The organism is Marinobacter salexigens (genome assembly GCF_018860765.1).
In the GTDB taxonomy this organism is placed as follows: Bacteria; Pseudomonadota; Gammaproteobacteria; order Pseudomonadales; family Oleiphilaceae; genus Marinobacter; species Marinobacter salexigens_A.
This window is the reverse complement of record NZ_JAHKPV010000001.1, coordinates 574,211-593,256: the sequence shown is the minus strand read 5'-3', so window position 1 is coordinate 593,256 and position 19,046 is coordinate 574,211. Positions and strand designations below refer to the sequence as shown.

Genomic DNA, 19,046 nt, shown 5'->3' with positions numbered 1-19,046 from the left:
GCCCCCACAGATTATTTCCCTGACTATTCGAGATTTGCGCTACGAAAACTGCACTTCGAGCCATCGTTGCTTCGATCTTTTCGCTTCCCTTGGTTTTTTGGTTTAGTTCTTCAGTAACTGCCAGCGCAGTGAATGCAATTGATGGGACGGCTGGAGACGATTTCATCATCGTCGGTGTTGCAAGCGCAAGGGTAACTCCAGGTACCGGTGATGATTTTCTCGTGGGTGGGCCGGGCGACAATCGGTACGTTGTTAGCGCAGGAGGTGGCAAGGATACGTTGTACGAAGTGGAAGGGAGTAACTACGTAGAGTTTGACAGCTCAATCGGCTATGGGGATGTATCCAGTGGTTTGATGAAATCAGGCAATGATCTGATTTTGAACGTTGGGCAGAGCGGTCAGAGCCTCACGATTAAGAGTTTTTTCACTGTTGACGGAACGATTCAGGAGTTTCAATTCTCAACTGGTCAAACGCTTCCAGCATCTTTGTTGTTTCAAGTCTTTGGTCTGACAGCCCCAACTGAAACCAAAGTCTCGAAAGTGCCTTACATAGGAGATGAAGGGGCTCCATTGCTAACGGGAACGGAGGCTGGGGACATCCTCATACCTATTGACGATACGGAAATGCTTCAAGGCCAAGCCGGTGATGATTTTCTGGTTGGCCGTGCAAGCGGGGTCACCTTTGAAATTGGCCTTGGCAACGGCGAGGATTTCATTGTTGCCTATGAGGGTCAAAACGTTGTTTTGTTTGTTGATGGAATCTCCTTCAGTGATGTCGCTTCAAATCTAATGAAATCCGGGGACGACCTGATTCTAAGCAATGGCGATGCCGGCAACGAAGTAAGAATTTACAAATTCTTCACGCGCGCGAATACGGTCTCAGCGATTCGTTTTGAAAGTGGCGGCGAGATAGCCGCCGAGCAAATCATAAGTATGTTTGGTGTGCCTGAACCGGCTCAGGTACCGCCGTTTCAGATGATAATTGACGGTACTTCGTTGGACGGAGCTGGTGACGGAAGCGACCCGGGTGATGGAGGGCTACCTCTCTGTTCCGAACCAGAAGCGGACCCTGAAAACTGTGATGATGGTAGTGGTGAAAATCCGCCGCCGGATGACACATGCGATCCAACCACAGAGAACTGTGATGGTGCTGGAGGAGGCGATACTGGTGGCGGCGGTAGTGATCCGGGCAATGAATGGCCCGAATTGTTGCGCCTAACAGGCACGGGCGATGCGGATCTTTTGGTTGCGAGTGACGACGCCACATTGGTGACAGGTGGTGCTGGCGATGACTTTCTGATTGGCGGCCCTGCCGATGACCGTTACCGAATTGATGCGGGTGATGGGCGCGATACTATCCACGATGTGGAAGGTCAAAATGTCATTGAGTTTCTTTCCGGTATCTCCTACTCAGACGTCACCAGTGGTTTGATGAAGGCGGGTGATGACCTCGTTCTCAATATCGGGCAAAGCGGTCAATCCTTGACCATAAAACGGTTCTTTGTGATTGATAACACTATCTCTGCACTTGAGTTCCAGAATGGTAGTCAGCTCACCGGCGCACAACTGTTTCAGGCCTTTGGTGTTACTCCTCCAGCCACCGTGGCTCAGTCCCTTCAATTGTTTGCCGGTAAAGCAGATGGCAGCCCGTTGGTGGGTTCTGCAAGCCCGGACATTCTGATTCCGCGAATGGGAACAAAGGTGGTGCAAGGACTCAGCGGAGATGACTATCTCATCGGTCGCATTGGTTACGGCGGTAGCATCAGTGGTTCCGGTGGCGGAAATGCTATGGAAGGCATCACCTTTGAGATTGAGCAAGATTCCGGGAAGAAGTTCATCATTGCCTATGAAGGCTACAACACCGTGTACTACACGTCCGGAACAAGCAAATCTGACCTGACGTACTCGCGGATGGCAGACGATTTAATTCTGGGTAATAGCCGGAATAATAGTGAGGTCCGGGTTCACCAGTTTTTTGTCAGGCAAAACACGGTTCGCTTTATACAGTTTGCTGATGGTGGGTATATCGACTACTACGAGTTATTCGAAATATTCAATGCAGAACCGCCTATCCCACCTGATACGCCATCCCCTGCTGCGCCCGACGACCCTTTTAATATGGTTGTGGCGGGCGCCTCCTTTGATAGCTGTTCGCCAAGCCCAGCGCTTGCAAATGCGGAAGGTTACGGGTTAACAGCTAGCCAGTTAAGTGAAGCCAACCAGCTTCCAGTGGTTATATCAACGCCAGGACTTGAGGCGTGGGCGCTGAAAAAATTTGAATATAGGGTCCTAGCAGCGGACTCGAACAACGACGAGTTGTGTATTGGTCTAAATGAAGCCCCAGAAGGAATGATGGTCGATGCCCCGTTTGGGTTGATTTCGTGGGAACCCAGCCGTTCCCAGCTTGGCTTTCATCAAGTGGAGATTGCCGTTACCGATGAACGGGGTGGGCAAGTCATTCAAAACTTCGAAATAGAAGTAAAGGATCCAAACCTGCCACCTGTGATTGTGAGTGCGCCACCCAAAAGAGCACTCGAAGGCCTGTCATATACCTATGAGGTGTTGGTATCCGATCCCAATGACGGTGAGCCCGTATTAGAAGTGATTAGTGGGCCTGAGGGAATGGTTGCCACTGATGGAGATATCGTTTGGACGCCGGGTTTTGATCACATTGGTGTCCATGACATAGTGATTAGAGCGTCTGATATCTATGGCGCGAGCGATACTCAGTCATTCCAATTAACCGTAGTGCCCTTTACCGATACAGAACATTTGCCTGATGGAATGTCTCGGTTGCCAATGACCGGTTATCGCGTTCCTGTCCACCCTATGGATGATGCGACGACTCAGGCGGGAACTCCCAGAGTCTATGTAAGGAATGATTTGCTAGATATCGTTTTGGACCCTGTCAACGGGCTCATTTGGGAGGATACGGATAATGTTGATGTTTCCTTTGATGGTTTGAACGATGCTGCGAGATTTTGTCAAAATCTTGTGCATGGAGGTATTGATACTTGGCGATTGCCGAACAGACTCGAATTAGTGTTCTTATTGGAGCACCATCGCACGCGCTACCGCAATAACTTGATCAACTCGGCTTTTAAACACACTGGCATGGAATTTTTTGCTATCGATGTGAGCAATCATAAGCCGTTAACCAACTACCACAGCACTGTACACTTTGGTAATGGAGAGCTTAAGCCAGAAAGTACTGGCCGAGCCCACGCTCGATGCGTCAGTGGAGAGCAACGCTTTGTTCCTGATTTTTTTAGGCCTATGGAACAGAATGTAACCGTTGATCGAGCCAATCGACTAATGTGGCAAGACGATGCTCAGGTTCTTGTAAGCAATGTAGCTTGGCCGGCTGCGCTAGAAAGTTGCGAAACGCTGGAGCTGGCGGGACATTCCGACTGGCGTCTGCCGAATTTTAATGAATCTCAGACACTGATGCAGGAGTTCGAGCACTTCGTTACGCTAGAGAACCCATCGGATGTCTTTTTGAACGTACCGGATGTGCGGCATTGGGCTTCGTCTACGCCAACGACAACGACGCCGGGATGGTCGCGTGCCCCATACGCGCTGGAAAACCTGACGCAGTTTTGGCGCTTCGAATACCAGAGCGAAATTGCGTCTGGTTTGGCAGTTAACCATGTCCATCAGCTCCCCTATAGCCAGCAGAGCAATACGCCCGTTCGCTGTGTACGCAACTACGCAGAACCTGTGGCTCGAATCGAGAGTCACCCGACTTCCATTAACTTCGGCGAGTCTTTAACGCTTGATGCCTCAAGCAGCTCAGATTCTGACGGAACAATTATATCTTATCAGTGGTACAGCCTGACGGATGATGCTGATCTTGGCAGTGACCCAGTCCTGCATCTGGACTCGCTAGCTTCTGGGGAGCATAGCCTTCGGTTGACCGTGACAGACAACAACGGGCTGACTCAGGCGTATCCAGAATCGATCGTAATTACAGTGATACGCCCTATTGAGATTGCTATTGACGGCGAATCATCGGTCAGACTTGGTCAGAATGTAGTTCTCGATGCCAGTGGAACCAGTGGCGCTGGAGGCATTGTCTCCTTCAAGTGGATTGATGATACGACCGGAGATGTAGTAGGAAATCAGGCGATTCTGAATCTCGAAGGCTTAGGCGCTGGAGCCAGGAATTACACGCTCGAAGTAATTGACTCTATTGGTCAAGTGCTGGGAACCAGTTTTGAGGTGACTGTAACTGAAGTTCGACCGATAGCTGCAGTTGTCAATGATGCTCACACGGTTTCAGAAGGAAGTTCCGTCACGCTGGACGCCTCGGAGAGTACCGATGCGGATGGTGAGATTGTTGCCTATCGGTGGTTTGCCGCCGGCAGCAGTGAGCTTCTGGGAGACGCTGCTCAATTGACGCTCAGTGATTTGCAAGTGGGCACTTGGAGCTACCGCCTTGAAGTTGAGGATGATTCCGGATTGGTGGACACCAAGACGGTCTCGGTGGTTGTTGGTTATGAACCAACAGTCTCGTTGGACGATAGCCACGTTGTGAACGCAGGCAGTTCTCTCACGTTGGATGCCTCAGAGAGTTCCGATTCGGATGGTGAGATTGTCGCCTATCGGTGGTTTGCCGACGGCAGCACCGAGCTTCTGGGGGACGCTGCTCAATTGGCACTCAGCGAGTTGCCGGTAGGCACCTGGATCTATCGGCTTGAGGTTGAGGATGACATGGGTTTGGTGAGCACCAAGGCCGTGACGATTGTTGTTGGTTACCAACCAGTAGCCGTGGTTGAAGACAGCCACGTTGTGAGCGAAGGCAGTTCCCTCACGCTGGACGCCTCGGGCAGTACCGACGCGGATGGTGAAATTGTTGCCTATCGATGGTTTGCCGCCGGCAGCAGTGAGCTTCTGGGGGACGCTGCACAGTTGACACTCAGCGAGTTGCCGATAGGCACCTGGGCCTACCGGCTTGAGGTTGAGGATGACTCAGGATTAATAGGTAACAAGGCTGTGACCGTCGTTGTTGGTTATACGCCGAAAGCCGTTGCGCCAGATGTAGTCTCAGGCTACGCCGGTACGCAGATCGATTTGAATGCCAGTGGTAGTTCGGTGGCGTCCGGAACATTGGCTTATCAGTGGTTCATAAACGGCCAACTGATTTCAGAGCAAGCAACGGTGTTAATTGACCACCTTGAAGCGGGTAGTCATACGGTTGAGCTGGTTGTGACCACTGAGCTCGGCCTATCGGATTCGAAACTCGTGACAATAGAAGTGCTGGGTACTCGCGACCTTGCACAATGCCTAGCAAACCCTGTAACCGATGATCGTGGGTACGAGAAGCTGTATCCCGAAAACGATGCCGAATGGCTGGGTAATGATGCTGCAACCGTTGAAGATATCGAGCGGGCCTTTAACTTCGCACGCGCCCAGGATCCGTCCGTCTTCCAGTATCTGATCATGCCATCCCAAGTCGTGTGGGACGCTATGGCGGTTCAGGAGAAAGGCTTGTACCTCATTAATGCTGAGCGCACGGCGCGAGGTATCAAACCCTATGAAGGGGCGGCACCAGAAGTTGCGACAGTTGCTCAGGAATACGCAGATTACATCCTTACCCGTAATCAAGTCATTGGGCATTACAACGATGGCCTGAGCCCTGGGGATCGTCTGGATGTTAATACTTATATTGCGGGACACCGTGATGCCCATGTATTGAACGAGTCGGTCGCTTGGGGGTCAGGGTATTTGGCGTCAGCTACAGTCGATCAGGTGCTGGTTCGCGCTGTATTTTTATGGATTTATCAAGACAAAGCATGGTTTGAAAATTTTGATTGGGCAACCGGGCCAGCTTGGGGGCATCGTGATCACCTATTACAGACTGGTCTTAACGAGAATAGCGGTAGTTCCAACACCGAAGGACTGATCGGTTTTGGAGTGTCCCGTGGCCTTTACGGACCCAGTCAGGCTACTCCGGAGGTTCACGGTTATGTGGCGGTCTTCCACACGATTGACCAGAATGAGCAGTGGAACCTTGCGACAGTCAGTACGACGGACACGTCTGCAGCACAAGGCTGCAACACTGCGCACATTCTGGATATTGACGAGTCGCTGATAGAGACAAACGGCCTGAGCGAGATCCGGGTTTCACCCAGCACACTGATAATGGTTCCGGGCAACACCCAGCCTCTTCAGGTCATGGGTGTTTACGACAATGGTAACCAGAGTGACTTCACTCCTTATGCCAGTTTTATTGCGGACAGCCGTTCCATCGCCTCAGTTATTGATGGCGTGGTTACGGCTGAGAAAATTGGTCAGGCTCAGGTTTTTGCCCGGATCAACGGGCTGGAATCCAACCGCCTCTTTGTTCGGGTTCGGGAAGCCACGGATATCAGCAATATACAGGGAACGGCCGCCGAAGCTTATTCCGAGTATGTGCCAGACAACGCTTCCGTTACCGGCTACGACCCCATGGCCATGGCGGTCTATACCGGTGTAGTACAAGATCGCAATGGCCAGCCTCTTGAAGGGGTGCAAGCATCGTTCCTGAACCAACCCGAGTTGGGCTCCACGGAAACGGATAGTAATGGGCGCTTTATTATCGCTGGTCCTGCCGGCCAGCAGACCATCGTGTATGAGATGCCGGGGCGGTTGGTAATTCAGCGCACAACCATCGGGGCCTCAAATACTTGGTCGAACCTTGAGGATGTGATGCTGCTATTGCGAGACAGCAAGCAAACACTCATCGATCTAAGCTCCAGCGAGCCTCAAATACACCAATCTACCCCTGTTAATGATGAGTTTGGCAAACGCCAGGCGACTATCGTGTTCAATGGTATTACCTCCGCCACGGTGCTTTCCGCGGATGGCAGTACTCGTAGTTTAGACAGCTTCTTGCTCAGTGCTACAGAGTTTGAAACACCTACATCAATGCCAGGCGAGCTGCCAAGTGAAGTAGCCTTCACCTTTGCGAACGATCTCCATGTAGCTGGCGTGTATTACAGCGACAGTGTTGTGTTTGATAGCGACGTCGTGATGTTCGTTGATAACTTTCTGGGCTTTGACGTTGGTGAGATTGTCCCGATCGGAACCTACGATCGGCTTGGAAATCAGTGGGTGGCGTCCTCCAATGGCGTGGTTGTTCAGTTGTTGGACGTCGATGGCGATGGCGAGGTCGACGGCCTCGACTACACCGGCGATTCCTCGCCGGACGACCTCAACGGCAATGGCAACACCGAAGATGAGGTTATTGGTTTGGCAGGCTACGAAGCGGGAGACACGCTCTGGTGGGGTAGCTTTAATCACTTCTCGGCCAAGGACTATAACTGGGGCTCCAGTGAAGACGAAGCGCCGACTGAGGTCGATGCCGACGTTGAGCAGGAAGACGAGAAAAACGAAGAAACCGAATGCACCGGCTCCTATGTGAAGCCGTATCAGCAAACCTTTCATGAAGACATTTCAATTGCTGGCACCCAACTAACGCTTCACTATTCCAGCCAGCGAACCGAAGGCTATAAACACAAAGCTCGCATTAAGGTGAGTGGTGCTTCGATTCCCTCAACTCTTGAACAGATGATTGTGAAGCTCGAAGTGGCTGGGCGAGTGTTCCAGCGTGAACTCGCACCGGCTACAAACACCGAGGTTGAGTTCATTTGGGATGGCACCCGAGTTGATGGGGTGCGGCCAAAAGGTATGGTCAGCGGGCGTGTCAGCATAGGTTACGAATACAAGGCGCAATACATTAGCGCCGGCAATGCTGCCGCAGAAGAACGGGAACTGTCTGAATTTCCGGTTGCCTGGGCGCAGGTCGGTGATAGCGTGACCGCGGTTCCAGGTCGGCAGAACTACATAAGCTGGCAGACTCGCGGGGTGTCATTCAAAAACAGCTTTGATAGACAGCTTGGCAATGGCTGGTCGCTCTCAAACGTTCATGAGTTTGATCCGGCGGGCCGGGTGTACCTTGGTAATGGCGGAGTTGTTGACGTAGAAACCCAGTCTTTGATTCTCAAGACTGGCCTCACCTACAGCCTGTTGGACGGTGATGACGGTTACTACCAAAGCGGTGGCAGCACGATTGATTACACCGTAAACGACGAAGCGGTATTGGTTGATAAAGTCACCGGGCTAGAATGGCAGTTTGCCGATCGGCCTTTCGAAACTCGTTCCAAAGCGGAAGCTCAGGCATATTGCGCCACCGAAGCCGAACCAAAAGATTCTGGCTGGCGCCTACCTACCTCTAAAGAAGTGGGTTATACGATCGAGAAGTCGGGCGCTAACATTGGGCCAGCGATTTACAGTTTGACGCAAGCTCGGCTTCTATGGCGCCAAAACACCTCAAATTATGATGACCAACTCCTACCGGTTATGTGTGTTCGTGGTGAGTCCATAGACGACCGCTACGTTCAGGGCTTGCAACGAGACGCGGCTCAACAAGTAGTTGTCGACAAAGACAATGGCTTGATGTGGCAGGATGCACCGGAAAACGCCCTTACCAAACGGGATTGGGCTGCGAGTATCCATCACTGCGAAGCAACAACCTTTGCTGGGTTTGACGACTGGCGTATGCCAAACATCAATGAGCTGTTGTACGTGTTGCCCAATAATGTCTTTCAGCATCAATCTGAACTGGTCTTCCCGCCGGGCACACACTGGACCTATCAAGCCAGCTTCCGTCAGCCCTATTGGAGCTCGACAACCAACTATCAGGAAGACACCCAGGCCTGGGCTATCGAAAGCCTGAGTTTTAACAGCGAACGGTTCAGTAAATCCGATCAATACTACGTGCGCTGTGTTCGGGATGCGGCGTCCTCCGCAAGAATGCCCTACCGCTTCGACAAGGATGGCAAGCACATTGCCACCATTGACCTGGACAGCGGCAAAACGCTGGTCGAGTTTAGCTACAACGACAGCGATAAGCTCGTAGGCATGACCGATCCGTTCGGCAATCACATCGTCATTGAACGGGATATTAATGGCACGCCCACCCGAATGGTCGCCGCCGATGGGCAGGTTACTGAACTCACGGTGAATGAGCAGAATAACCTGACCGCGCTGGCTTACGAAGATGCCAGCCAGTATCAGTTCTTCTACCAGGCTGGCGGGTTGCTAACGGAAAAGGTTGACCCCAACGGCTACAGCTACCCCCACGAATTCGACGAGAATGGCCGGGTTTACCAGACCCGCAATCCCGAAGGTGGGCAGTGGGACTTCTTCGATACCCGGGTCGGCATTGGCCATGATAAATACGGCTACACCACCGCCGAAGGCGAGCACTACCAGACCGTTCGCCGGGTACTGGAAAACGGCGATGTGCGCAAAGAGATCACCTACAAGAACGGTGCCACCCTGATCGACATCCTGCGAGCCGATCAGCTTCAGCAGACCACCACTTACGGCGGTGTGACCACTGTTGTGGATAAGGTGCTCGACTCCAAAACGCTGCAAGAAATACCCAGCGTGATCACCATCACCCAACCCAGTGGCCGGGCCAGCGTGACATCGCTGAACAAAACCTATGGGCAAAACGGTGCAGATACCAGCCGTTACACCCTCACAACCGATGTAAACGGCGATATCAGCACCACTGAGGTAGACACCCGTGCCGGCACTTTGACCCAGACCTCCGCCGAAGGCCGTGTGGTCAGCGAAGTGGTGGACCCGGACACCCTGCTGACACAGAGCGTATCCGTCGCCGGACTGCAAGATACGGTGTTTGCCTACGACACACGGGGTCGCCTCACAGGCCAGGCCGTGGGCACCCGAAGCACAACCTACCAATACGGCAGCGAAGGTCGTGGTCAGGTAACAGCCATTACCGCCGCCGATGGCCGGCAAACCGTCTATGAGTACGATTCATTAGGCCGTGTAACCAAAGTCACCTACCCGGACGGCCATGCCACGCTCAGTGAGTACGATGCCAACGGCAACCAGACCACGCTGGTGGTGCCCACACCCGCTGAGCATGTGAGCACGGTCAACGGCATCAACCGGGTCACCTCCGACACCACCCCACTGGGCGAAGCCACGCACTACGAGTACGACCGCGACCGCCGCCTCACGGCCATCGCACTGCCCTCCGGCCAGCGGCTGGAGAACACCTACAGTCAGAACCGGCTGACCCAAACCAACACGCCAGAGGGTTCCATCCTCTACAGCTATCACCACGGTGATCAGCTCAGCCAGATCAGCGAAGGCACTGAAACCCTCGCCTACACCTGGGATGGCAGCCTGCTGAAGGAAGTCGGGTACCAGGGCGAACTCAACGAAGGCATTCAGTACGATCACAATGCCAACTTCCAGATCAGCCAGCTCACCTACGCCGGTGACAGCACGAACCTGACCTACGACCGGGACGGCTTGTTAACCGGCATTCACGGCTTCACCCTCGGCCGCGATGCCAACCATGGCCTGCCCATTAGCCTGAGCAATGGCACCCTGAACCGAACCTTCGCCTACAACGGCTATGGGGAAGTCACGAACGTCAGCACCGAGCTGAACCAGACGGCCGCCTTCGGCTACGAACTGACCTACAACAGCGTTGGCCAGATCACCGGCAAAACCGAAACGCTGCCAAACGGAGTGATCAACGAGTACAGCTACACGTACGACGACCGTTACCGCCTCACGGGCGTGACCAAAAACAGCCAGTTGGTCGAGCAGTACCAGTACGACGCCAACGGCAACCGTACCTTGGCCACCAGCACTGAGCGTGGCGTCAATAGCACCGTAGCCAGCTATAACTTGGGTGATCAGTTGCAAAGCCAGGGCAACACCCACTACAGCTACGATGGCAACGGGCGCCTCAGCCAGAAAACCACTAGCACCGAAGTCACCACCTACAATTACGACAGCCAGGGCCGACTCAAGCAGGTGCAAACGCCCGATCACACCATCCAGTACCGGCACAACGCTCTGGGCAATCGCGTGGCCAAGCTCAAAGACGGGCAAGTCATAGAGCGCTACCTATGGCAGGACAAAATCACCCTGCTGGCCACCTACGATGGAAATGGCAATCTTAAACAGCGGTTCAGCTACACGCTGGGCCATGCTCCGACGAGCTTTACGGAGAATGGCAACACCTATTATCTGCTGACGGATCAGTTGGGTAGCCCAAGAGTAATCACCGACAACGCGGGGCAGGTGGTCAAAGCCATTGAGTATGATGCCTATGGCAACGTAATCGCTGACAGCAATCCGAGCATCACGATTCCCTTTGGCTTTGCAGGCGGGTTAAAGGACGATGATACTGGGTTGATCCGCTTCGGTTATCGGGATTACGATCCAAAAACCGGCCGCTGGACGGCGCGGGATCCCATTGGCTTTGCGGGAGGGGATACGAATCTTTATGGGTATGTGTTGGGGGATCCGGTTAATTGGATAGATCCGACAGGGTTGCAATCGTTCGATGTTGCTGCAGGCTTTGGCTTTGCTGGAGGAAGGCTTCCTCAATCAAAAGTTGAAGCGGACAACATGAACAACTTGCCTGAGAGATATAATCTTTTGCCAAAATACGGTGAAGCTTGGGGGATGGTTGCTGCAGGTGGAGGCGGTGGAGGCGGAACTTTACTCAAATTTTGTAAGATTGTAATGAAGAACCCCGACACTTTTTTAGAAATTGCTACAGAGTTAGCTGAAGTGCTTGGTGGAGACCCATCTGATCCACAATCAAAAGTCGACAAGATGGGCGAGTATCACCAACATCGAACAGAGATTCACGCACCGGGGCCAAAATGACTTCATATCGTAAAAAACTTTGTCATAGCGTAGTGTTACATCCTGAATTCATGCTTCGGAACATACGTACGGATTCGTTAGTGGAAGCGTTTTTAGACCGTTGTGAGTTTGAGCGCCCTCGCCATCTACAGCTAGCAGGTAGGTTGTGGAGTATTTGCGAGAAAACACCTTCTGGAAATGAATTGATGGAGGTGTTTCAAGGCGAATTAGAAAACGGGACCGCTGAAAGTCTGGCACTTTTTGGAGAAATTTTCATAGAAAATTCGGGTGATGAGGATGTTCTTAAACCGGGCTCCATCGAAGAGTATTTTAAAGTCCTAGGCGATAAGTCCGTGATTTTCTGTAGCTTATCAAGATCAAAAAGATTGTTGAAAGAGTATTCAAGGTCAGGCGATGAAAGATTCGTGCTTTTGGCTACGTTAAGTTATAAAAGAGCACTTTTCAGAGGTAGTTTGACAGGACTAGTCCTTTATATAGTATTTAGAAAATCTGTTGAGAGAAATGAAGGTTTAGGCTCGATACTTGATGGTTTTTTTACTTGGGTGTTGAATGCTCTTTTTTCGATTCTTAGCGGAATTGTTTCGATGGGTGTAGGGTATAAAAATAGATGGTGGAGGTACACGGAAATATATCATTGGATGCCAAGAAAAGTGGAAAGTATAGACGGAATTTTGATAAGTAAAAACGTTGAGTGGTAGGGTCTTTGCGCAACTACCGACAGCAATCTGAGCATCACACTTCCCTTTGACTTTGCGGGTGAGAATACGAACCTTAATGGTGATGTAAATCCTCAGAGCTTGATTGTGCTTGTCAGTTCATTCGGAGCCTACCTCAACGATAGGTCAACCACAAAATATTGATCAAGCCGACAGCGCTGAGCAATCCCAACCAGAGCAGTACCCCCGTTGCCCATCCCGAATACGCTATACAGATCATCAAGGCTGCGCCCAGACTAGCCCACCCCAGAAGCCGTAGCCAAAGATTGGCCTTTGGAGAGAGGGAACGATTAAGTACCTGTCTACAATGACGGCTCATGGATAAGGACAGTGCGAGGAAGCCGGAGAAAATAAGGGTGGATGCAAACAACGGCATCATTTGGCTGACCTCGCTAGATCAAGAGACTTGGCCCATTGGCGCCCGGCTTTCTGGTCACCGTTGGTGGGTGACCATTTGCTTATCAAGCGCCAAGTAATGCCGGCGAAGGCGGCACCGATAAACAACATGGCCAGATCAAAGCCGACCATTACCAAATCGCCTCCACGCAGTGATTGTCCAAGATGGCTATTGGTTGTCAGAGCATTGATCAGAGGTAGCAATGCAAAGGCAATGGTGGCCAGTGAAAGTTGTTCAATCCAGGCTCGCTTGGTCGGGCGGAGTGTTCCGTACAACAGCATTGCGGCCCAGGTGATAAACAGAGCGTTTATTTCCCAGTCTGCCCGGCCTTCAATGCCAATCGGTAGCAACCGGTTAGCCCAAAAATAGGCAGCGATTCCGATAGGCAGCCCTACGATGGTGCCCACGTTCAGTTTTTCCACCAGTCGCAATCCCCTATTTTCCGTGCCTGCTGCCCGCTCGGCGCGTTGCCGTCGTTTAACCGCCCATAGCAGCAGCCCGGTAGCGATCATGCCGGTGCCCAGTAATCCGGAAAAGAAGTACAGCCAGCGCAATACCGGCCCAGCGAAAAGCCCCTCATGCAAGCCGATGAATAGGTCTCGCGCGCCCTTGGCTGCTGAAGGCTCCTTTGGAACCATACGCAACAGTTCGCCGCTAACACCATTGAACACCATCAGCCCGGCCGCACTGGCGAGTGATTTTTCGATATTTTCATGAATGATGACTCGGGCGTTGCGATCACCCGGGTGGCGAATATCGATGTTGCGAATGCGGCCTTTCCCCCATTGATCTTCCGCTTTCGCGATAAGACCTGTGAGCGGCACCAGAGGGGCAGGTTCGTTGGTGGCTTCAACCTGACCGGGAGGGTCGAAAACATCGGCAATAAACTGGCTGCGGGCCTCTCCATCAACGCCGTAGTGCGCGGCCACCACCAGCGGCATGTAAGAGAAGGCCATGAAAACGAGCCCCGAATAGGTGATCATCAGATGAAACGGCAGCGCCAGTACACTGAATACATTGTGGGCGTCCAGCCAGGAGCGCTGGCCTTTACTTGGCCGAAAGGTAAAGAAATCTTTGAAAATTTTCTTGTGGATAATCACGCCGCTGACCAGAGCCACCAGCATGAACAATGTTGCGAACCCCACGATGACATCTGCCTGAGCTCGGGACAGGTAGTGCAGCCGCCAATGCATTTGGTAAAGCAGTTGGCCACCACCGGTTTCTCGCGCCTGAAAGGTTTCGCCGGTTTCACCGTTCAGTTTCAGGTTACCTCGGGCCGCACTGGCCCCGGCATCAACCGATGCCCCCTGCCAGAATACGCTCGGGTAGGGCTGATTTCGATCTGTTGGCAGGCGTAGGAACCAACGTTCCGCTTCGGGCGCTTCTTTTTCCAGCCGGGCTAACAATACCGCGGCGGTATCGGTGGCGTTCAGGTGAGTTTGAGCAGGAGGCAACTCAGGCTGCATCCAGCGATCAATCTCGGTATCGAAATACCCTGCGGTTCCGGTAAGGAACATCAGGAACAACACCCAGCCCAGAGTAAGCCCGGCCCAGGTATGCAGCCAGGCCATGGACTGTCGAAAGCCGCCTTGGGGCGCCTCGGTCATTGGGGTTTTGTTCGGCCGGGGTGTACGCGTGCTCACAGGCTATGCCTCCCCAGTATCATGCCGGTGGTAGCCAACACGGCACTGGCTAGAATAAGGCTGGCCCACGCTCGTGCGGGCCGGCGCATGGCAAATACCCAGATGATGGCACCGGCATAAACCGCAAAGCTGGCCATTGTGCCGGTCAGTGCTGCGGCTCCCCGTGAATCTGGGACCACGCCAGCGAGAAAAATGCCCGCTGCCGCTGCCATTAGGTATCCGCCGATAAGCGCGGCGCAAATCAATGAGAACAGGCGCCATCCATACAATCCCATGGGTTATCTTCCTTCAGTGGCAAAGCTCGAGAGCAGGACAATCCGTCGTGATTGCCATGCACCCGTTCCTAAAAATCAATCTGTGCGCCCAGTTTGACTGTGCGAGGAGCGCCTTGAGCCAGAGAGCTGCCGCCCGATGACATTAGCCAATAGGCTTCGTCAGTCAGGTTTTCGATGTTCAACCGCAGGGTAACTGGCACCCTGCCCGCTGCCAGTTTGTACCGGGCACCTGCATCCAAAAGTGTTATGGCATCCGCCTCCCATTGGCCTCTGGGGTCTGCAGGGCGTGTACCTACATACCGGGCACCAGCGCTGAGAGTTAATGGTATGCCGTTAACCCTGTACTCGCTGTACAGCTTGAGCTGTTCCCGGGCGATGCCTTGAATCCGCTCACCGTCAAGACTGGTATCTCCGGTTTTCTTGTTGCGGGCATCAAGCCACAAGGCGCTTGCTGAAAGCAGCCACTGGGAGCTGATGCGGGTTTTGGTTGACAGCTCGACGCCTTGGAAGCGGGCTTCCCCGTTCTGGGTGAATACATTGTCGGAGTTTGTGTAGGACAAACCACGCTGCAATCGGAAAATCGCCGCGTTCGCGGACCAGTCGTCCCGGTCGATCTTGAGGCCCAGTTCCTGTTGCTCGCTAATCATCGGGTCAAACACCTCGCCAGCATTAGCGGCGGTCTCCGGCGCGACCCCGCCCTGCTCGAAGGCTTCGATGTAACTGGCGTAAAGGGAAAGCCATGCTACGGGGCGATGGATCACCGCCAGACTTGGCGTAATTTTGGACTCGTCGTAATCACCAAACTCGTCTTTCAGGTTTCCATGTCGTGCACCAATGATAAGGTCCCAGTTCTGGCCCACTCTCAGGGTGTCAGATAGGAATAGCTCACTTCGTTTTACACGAGAATATTCCTCAACTTCCGCCGCGCTTTTGGCGAGGCGGCCGTATGGCTCTGCAAACTCTTCGGGATCGGAGAGGTTGCCGGTGCCCAGGTTACCCGACTGGCCCAGTGAGCCGCTGTTTGACGACACCGTTTCAGTAAGGGACGCGCCTGCCACCAGTTCATGGCGAACGAATCCGGTGCTTACCTCACCTGAGAGTTGCAGCTGTGACTGTTCGCTTTCAAAGAGGTTGTTGTAGCTCCACAGGTACGCTGAGTAAACATCGTCAGTATTGGCGAAAATCCCAGGAAGGTGGAACAGGCGATAGCTATCGGACTGACGGTGGGCCAATTGTAGGCTCCAGTCCTCTGACATCTGCCAGCTCAGGTCAGTGCCCCAGGTTTCCTGAATTGACTCGTAGCTGGTCCATTCCGGTGCCAAGCGTTTGTCTCCATCAATCGGGTCGATGGGAGTAGCGGGAGTAAAGTTACTGCTCTGTCCGTCGGCGTTCGAGATCACCGCCCACTGGCCGCCCTTGCGATTATGATTCGCTTTCAGGGCATCAACCTGCCACACCAGATCTGGTGTTATGCGCCAATCCAGTGCGACTGACGCCGAATTGCGCCGCGATTCACCCTCATTGATATAGGTGTCGCCGGATTCATGGACGGCATTGATCCGATACCCGAACCGATTATCGGCACCGAACCGGCCACCGAGATCTCCGTGTACTAGCGGTAGCCCACTGTCCATGAGTTGCAGGTTAAGTGTGCGTGTTGGTGCATCCGTGGGGCGTTTCAACGTGTAATTGATGATGCCACCGGGAGCCCCGAATCCGTAGAGAAACCCTCCCGCGCCTTTGAGGATATCCACACTCTCGATATGCTCCAGCGGCAGATCTTTTGCTCTGCTGCGGAAGTTCATGCCATCCAGTTTCTGACCGGTCTCGGAGTCTGGGGAGAGCCCTCGAATCGCAACCGTGTTGTTCTCTGAGATCAGATCACCGGATGACAGACTTACGGAAGCATCCAACTTGGTCACGTCCGCAATGGACCGGGCCTGAAGATTGTCCATCAATTCCCGGGAATAGACATCAACACTGTAGGGCGTGTTCTGCAGGCTTTTGTTTCCCAAAATGCCAACTGAAGCAGACTCTTCTCTATAACCGGCTCCGGCAGAGCCTGGCACGCTATCTCCGCTTACCGTCAGCTCTGGCAGAACAGCGGGCTCTGCAGAGGCGTCGTCAGCTCTGGCCAGATGCAAGGGAGTAGAAACCAGTGAATCAGATTCAGAGGCCCGGAGCGCAATAACATCGTCACTCATGAACGTCATGAGAATCCCGGAACCGGCCAAAAGTAAGTTCAACCCCTGCTCTACCGAGTAATGTCCGTTGAGGGATGGCGCTCGCTTGCCCTGAACCAGTTTAGGATCAAAAGAGAGGGTGATTCCGGCCTCGCTGGCAAATCGATTAAGGGACTGGGCCAAAGGGCCCGCCGGCAAGGTGTAGTTGATCTCCGTCTCAATCAGTTGCTGAGCCTGAGCCAAGTGCAGAGGTGCGCAGGTCAGTGACAGGCCAACTCCAAACAGGCTAGCCCGCAGCGCAGATACAAGAGGTTGCTGACGAAACCGCCCCGGGCGCCGATCGGCGAGCCGGGGCAGGGTCTTGAGAGTTGATGGCATACCTTGGGTCTCCATTGATTAGAAATGGGAATCATTAGTGTTTGTTTGAGGTATGCCGTATAGACAGGAAAAAAGTGACAAAATGAATGATATTTTTCAGCGTTAAGTAAGTACCTGAGTACTAGGCTGGTGTGACAGTCACCCAGTAGCCGGTCATCCGGCTGATACGAACGGGGAGCGTACCGGCGAGAGAGCTCAGTATCTGATCCGTATTTTTGAGCTGAAACACACCTGAAATCCGTAAATCGGCAACGGCGGGATCTACACGGATAATCCCAGACCGGTAGCGGGCCACTTCTGCCAGAAATTCGCTCAAGCGTTGGTTGTCTGCAATGAGCTGCCCTTTCACCCACGCACTAGCACTGTAGGGCGCTGATTTGGGGGGATAGACCTTTTGATGAGTAAACGCGGCTTGTTGGTTGGCTTCGACAAGGGTCTCCCGTAACTCGCTGCTGGGCCGAACCGCCACCGACTGATGCAGTGCGGTTACGCCCGTGTGGGCGGTAGCTTCCGCAAAGCCCGGCAGTTGTGTCCGGACGATGAACTGGTTACCCAAGGCACGAATCTCTCCGTGCTCGGTTGTGACCAAAAAAGGACGTATCGGTTGTAGGGTGTCTTGAGCAGTGCTGATCATGATCTCGCCCCGGTGCAGAACAATGTGTCGGGCAAGGTTGCTGTAGTTAATGTCTACGGCTGAGTCGGTATTGAGTGTCAGTTCGCTGCCGTCTGGCAGGGAGATGGACCGCTGTTCTCCGGTGGCGGTACGGGCATCTGCTGTCCAGCGTTGCCAATCGGGCTGGGTCGTCAGGCTCCATGCCGTAGCCGGCATCACAACCGCGGCTGTGAGCACTTTGAGTAGCGTTCGTCGGTCCAGTCGCTCCCGGTCCAACACCTGGTGCCCCAGTGACTCGGGAACCCGGCCTATCAGGGATTGCAAGCGGCATGCCGCTTGCCAGGCCTGTTCGTGTTCGGCCTTCTGGCTGCGCCACTGGCCAAGGGCCTGTTCCTGCTTGTGGCTCAAGCGGCCGTTATCTTTAAGGATGAGCCAGTCAGCTGCTTGTTCAAGTGTCTGAGTGGATGGTTTAGTCGGGCTGCTCATGGCTTAAACAAGTGCCTTTAACAGCAGTGTAAAAGCGAGTTTCATTTCTCGCTTGATAGTGCGGGTGGACACGCCCAGTTGGGTGGCGATCTCGTCATAGGTCATGCCATCCAGTTGAGACAGCAGAAAACTGCGGCGGGCACGGGCAGGTAGCCGGTCAAGCAGTGCATCGACTTCGTTCAGGGTTTCCAACAGAGTTTCACGTTCCAGCGGAGAGAAGGCCACTGGCTCGGGCTGCTGTGCAAGCGTCTCAAGAAAAGCCTGCTCCAAAGATTTTCGCCGAAAGTGATCGACCATCAGCCCATGAGCGATGACGCGCAAATAGGCCCTTGGCTCCTGCATGTCCAGACGCTCGTTTTCTCGTTTGCGCACCAACACTCTTACGAACGTGTCTTGGGCCAGATCAGCGGCGCTATTGGAGCAGCCAGTCTTTGACTGCAACCATCCGCGAAGCCAGGAATGATGGTCAGCGTATACTCGCCTGACGCAAGTTGCAGGTGTGCTCATAAGAAAGAGAGGCCTATAGTTGTATTATAAACCTAAATGATAACAGTTATCATTGCAGCTATCTATTCAGATTATACTAACTATTCAAGGCCTGAGGCTCTTCTAGGCGTAACCGACAATCGCTATACCTGATGACC

General features: G+C 53.3%; 8 protein-coding genes. 2 read left to right on the top strand and 6 right to left on the bottom strand.

Translation table 11 applies throughout. The annotated features are described in order from the left end of the window. Nucleotides 1–128 precede the first annotated feature (128 nt). Both KO508_RS02675 and KO508_RS02670 read left to right on the top strand, forming a co-directional pair. Complete coding sequence (locus tag KO508_RS02675; RefSeq protein ID WP_216006783.1) at nucleotides 129–11,711, top strand: Lcl domain-containing protein; 11,583 nt, start codon at nucleotides 129–131, stop codon at nucleotides 11,709–11,711. 80 nt (nucleotides 11,712–11,791) lie between these two features. Continuing rightward, a complete protein-coding gene (locus tag KO508_RS02670) occupies nucleotides 11,792–12,409 on the top strand; it encodes a hypothetical protein (protein WP_216006782.1) in 618 nt (205 codons plus the stop codon). Nucleotides 12,410–12,542: 133 nt separating this feature from the next. Here the strand turns inward: KO508_RS02670 and KO508_RS19025 are convergent, their stop codons facing one another. The 6 genes from KO508_RS19025 to KO508_RS02640 all read right to left on the bottom strand — a co-directional run bounded on the left by KO508_RS19025 (nucleotide 12,543) and on the right by KO508_RS02640 (nucleotide 18,909). Continuing rightward, complete coding sequence (locus KO508_RS19025; protein WP_354668008.1) at nucleotides 12,543–12,803, bottom strand: DUF3325 domain-containing protein; 261 nt, start codon at nucleotides 12,801–12,803, stop codon at nucleotides 12,543–12,545. Continuing rightward, nucleotides 12,803–14,467, bottom strand: a complete 1,665-nt coding sequence (locus tag KO508_RS02660) for a PepSY-associated TM helix domain-containing protein (protein ID WP_216006780.1) — start codon at nucleotides 14,465–14,467, stop codon at nucleotides 12,803–12,805. Before KO508_RS02660 ends, KO508_RS19025 begins: the two co-directional genes overlap by 1 nt. Continuing rightward, nucleotides 14,464–14,742, bottom strand: coding sequence for a hypothetical protein (locus KO508_RS02655; RefSeq protein ID WP_216006779.1), 279 nt, complete (start codon nucleotides 14,740–14,742; stop codon nucleotides 14,464–14,466). The genes KO508_RS02660 and KO508_RS02655 overlap by 4 nt, the downstream gene beginning before the upstream one ends. A 68-nt stretch (nucleotides 14,743–14,810) precedes the next feature. Then, the gene (locus KO508_RS02650; RefSeq protein WP_216006778.1) at nucleotides 14,811–17,303 is read right to left on the bottom strand and encodes a TonB-dependent siderophore receptor; all 2,493 of its coding nucleotides are present in this window, start codon (nucleotides 17,301–17,303) and stop codon (nucleotides 14,811–14,813) included. A gap of 121 nt (nucleotides 17,304–17,424) precedes the next feature. After that, the gene (locus KO508_RS02645) at nucleotides 17,425–18,402 is read right to left on the bottom strand and encodes a FecR domain-containing protein (RefSeq protein ID WP_216006777.1); all 978 of its coding nucleotides are present in this window, start codon (nucleotides 18,400–18,402) and stop codon (nucleotides 17,425–17,427) included. 3 nt (nucleotides 18,403–18,405) lie between these two features. Next, nucleotides 18,406–18,909: a sigma-70 family RNA polymerase sigma factor gene (locus tag KO508_RS02640; RefSeq protein ID WP_216006776.1), complete on the bottom strand. Its 504-nt coding sequence runs from the start codon at nucleotides 18,907–18,909 to the stop codon at nucleotides 18,406–18,408. Between the last annotated feature and the right edge of the window lie 137 nt (nucleotides 18,910–19,046).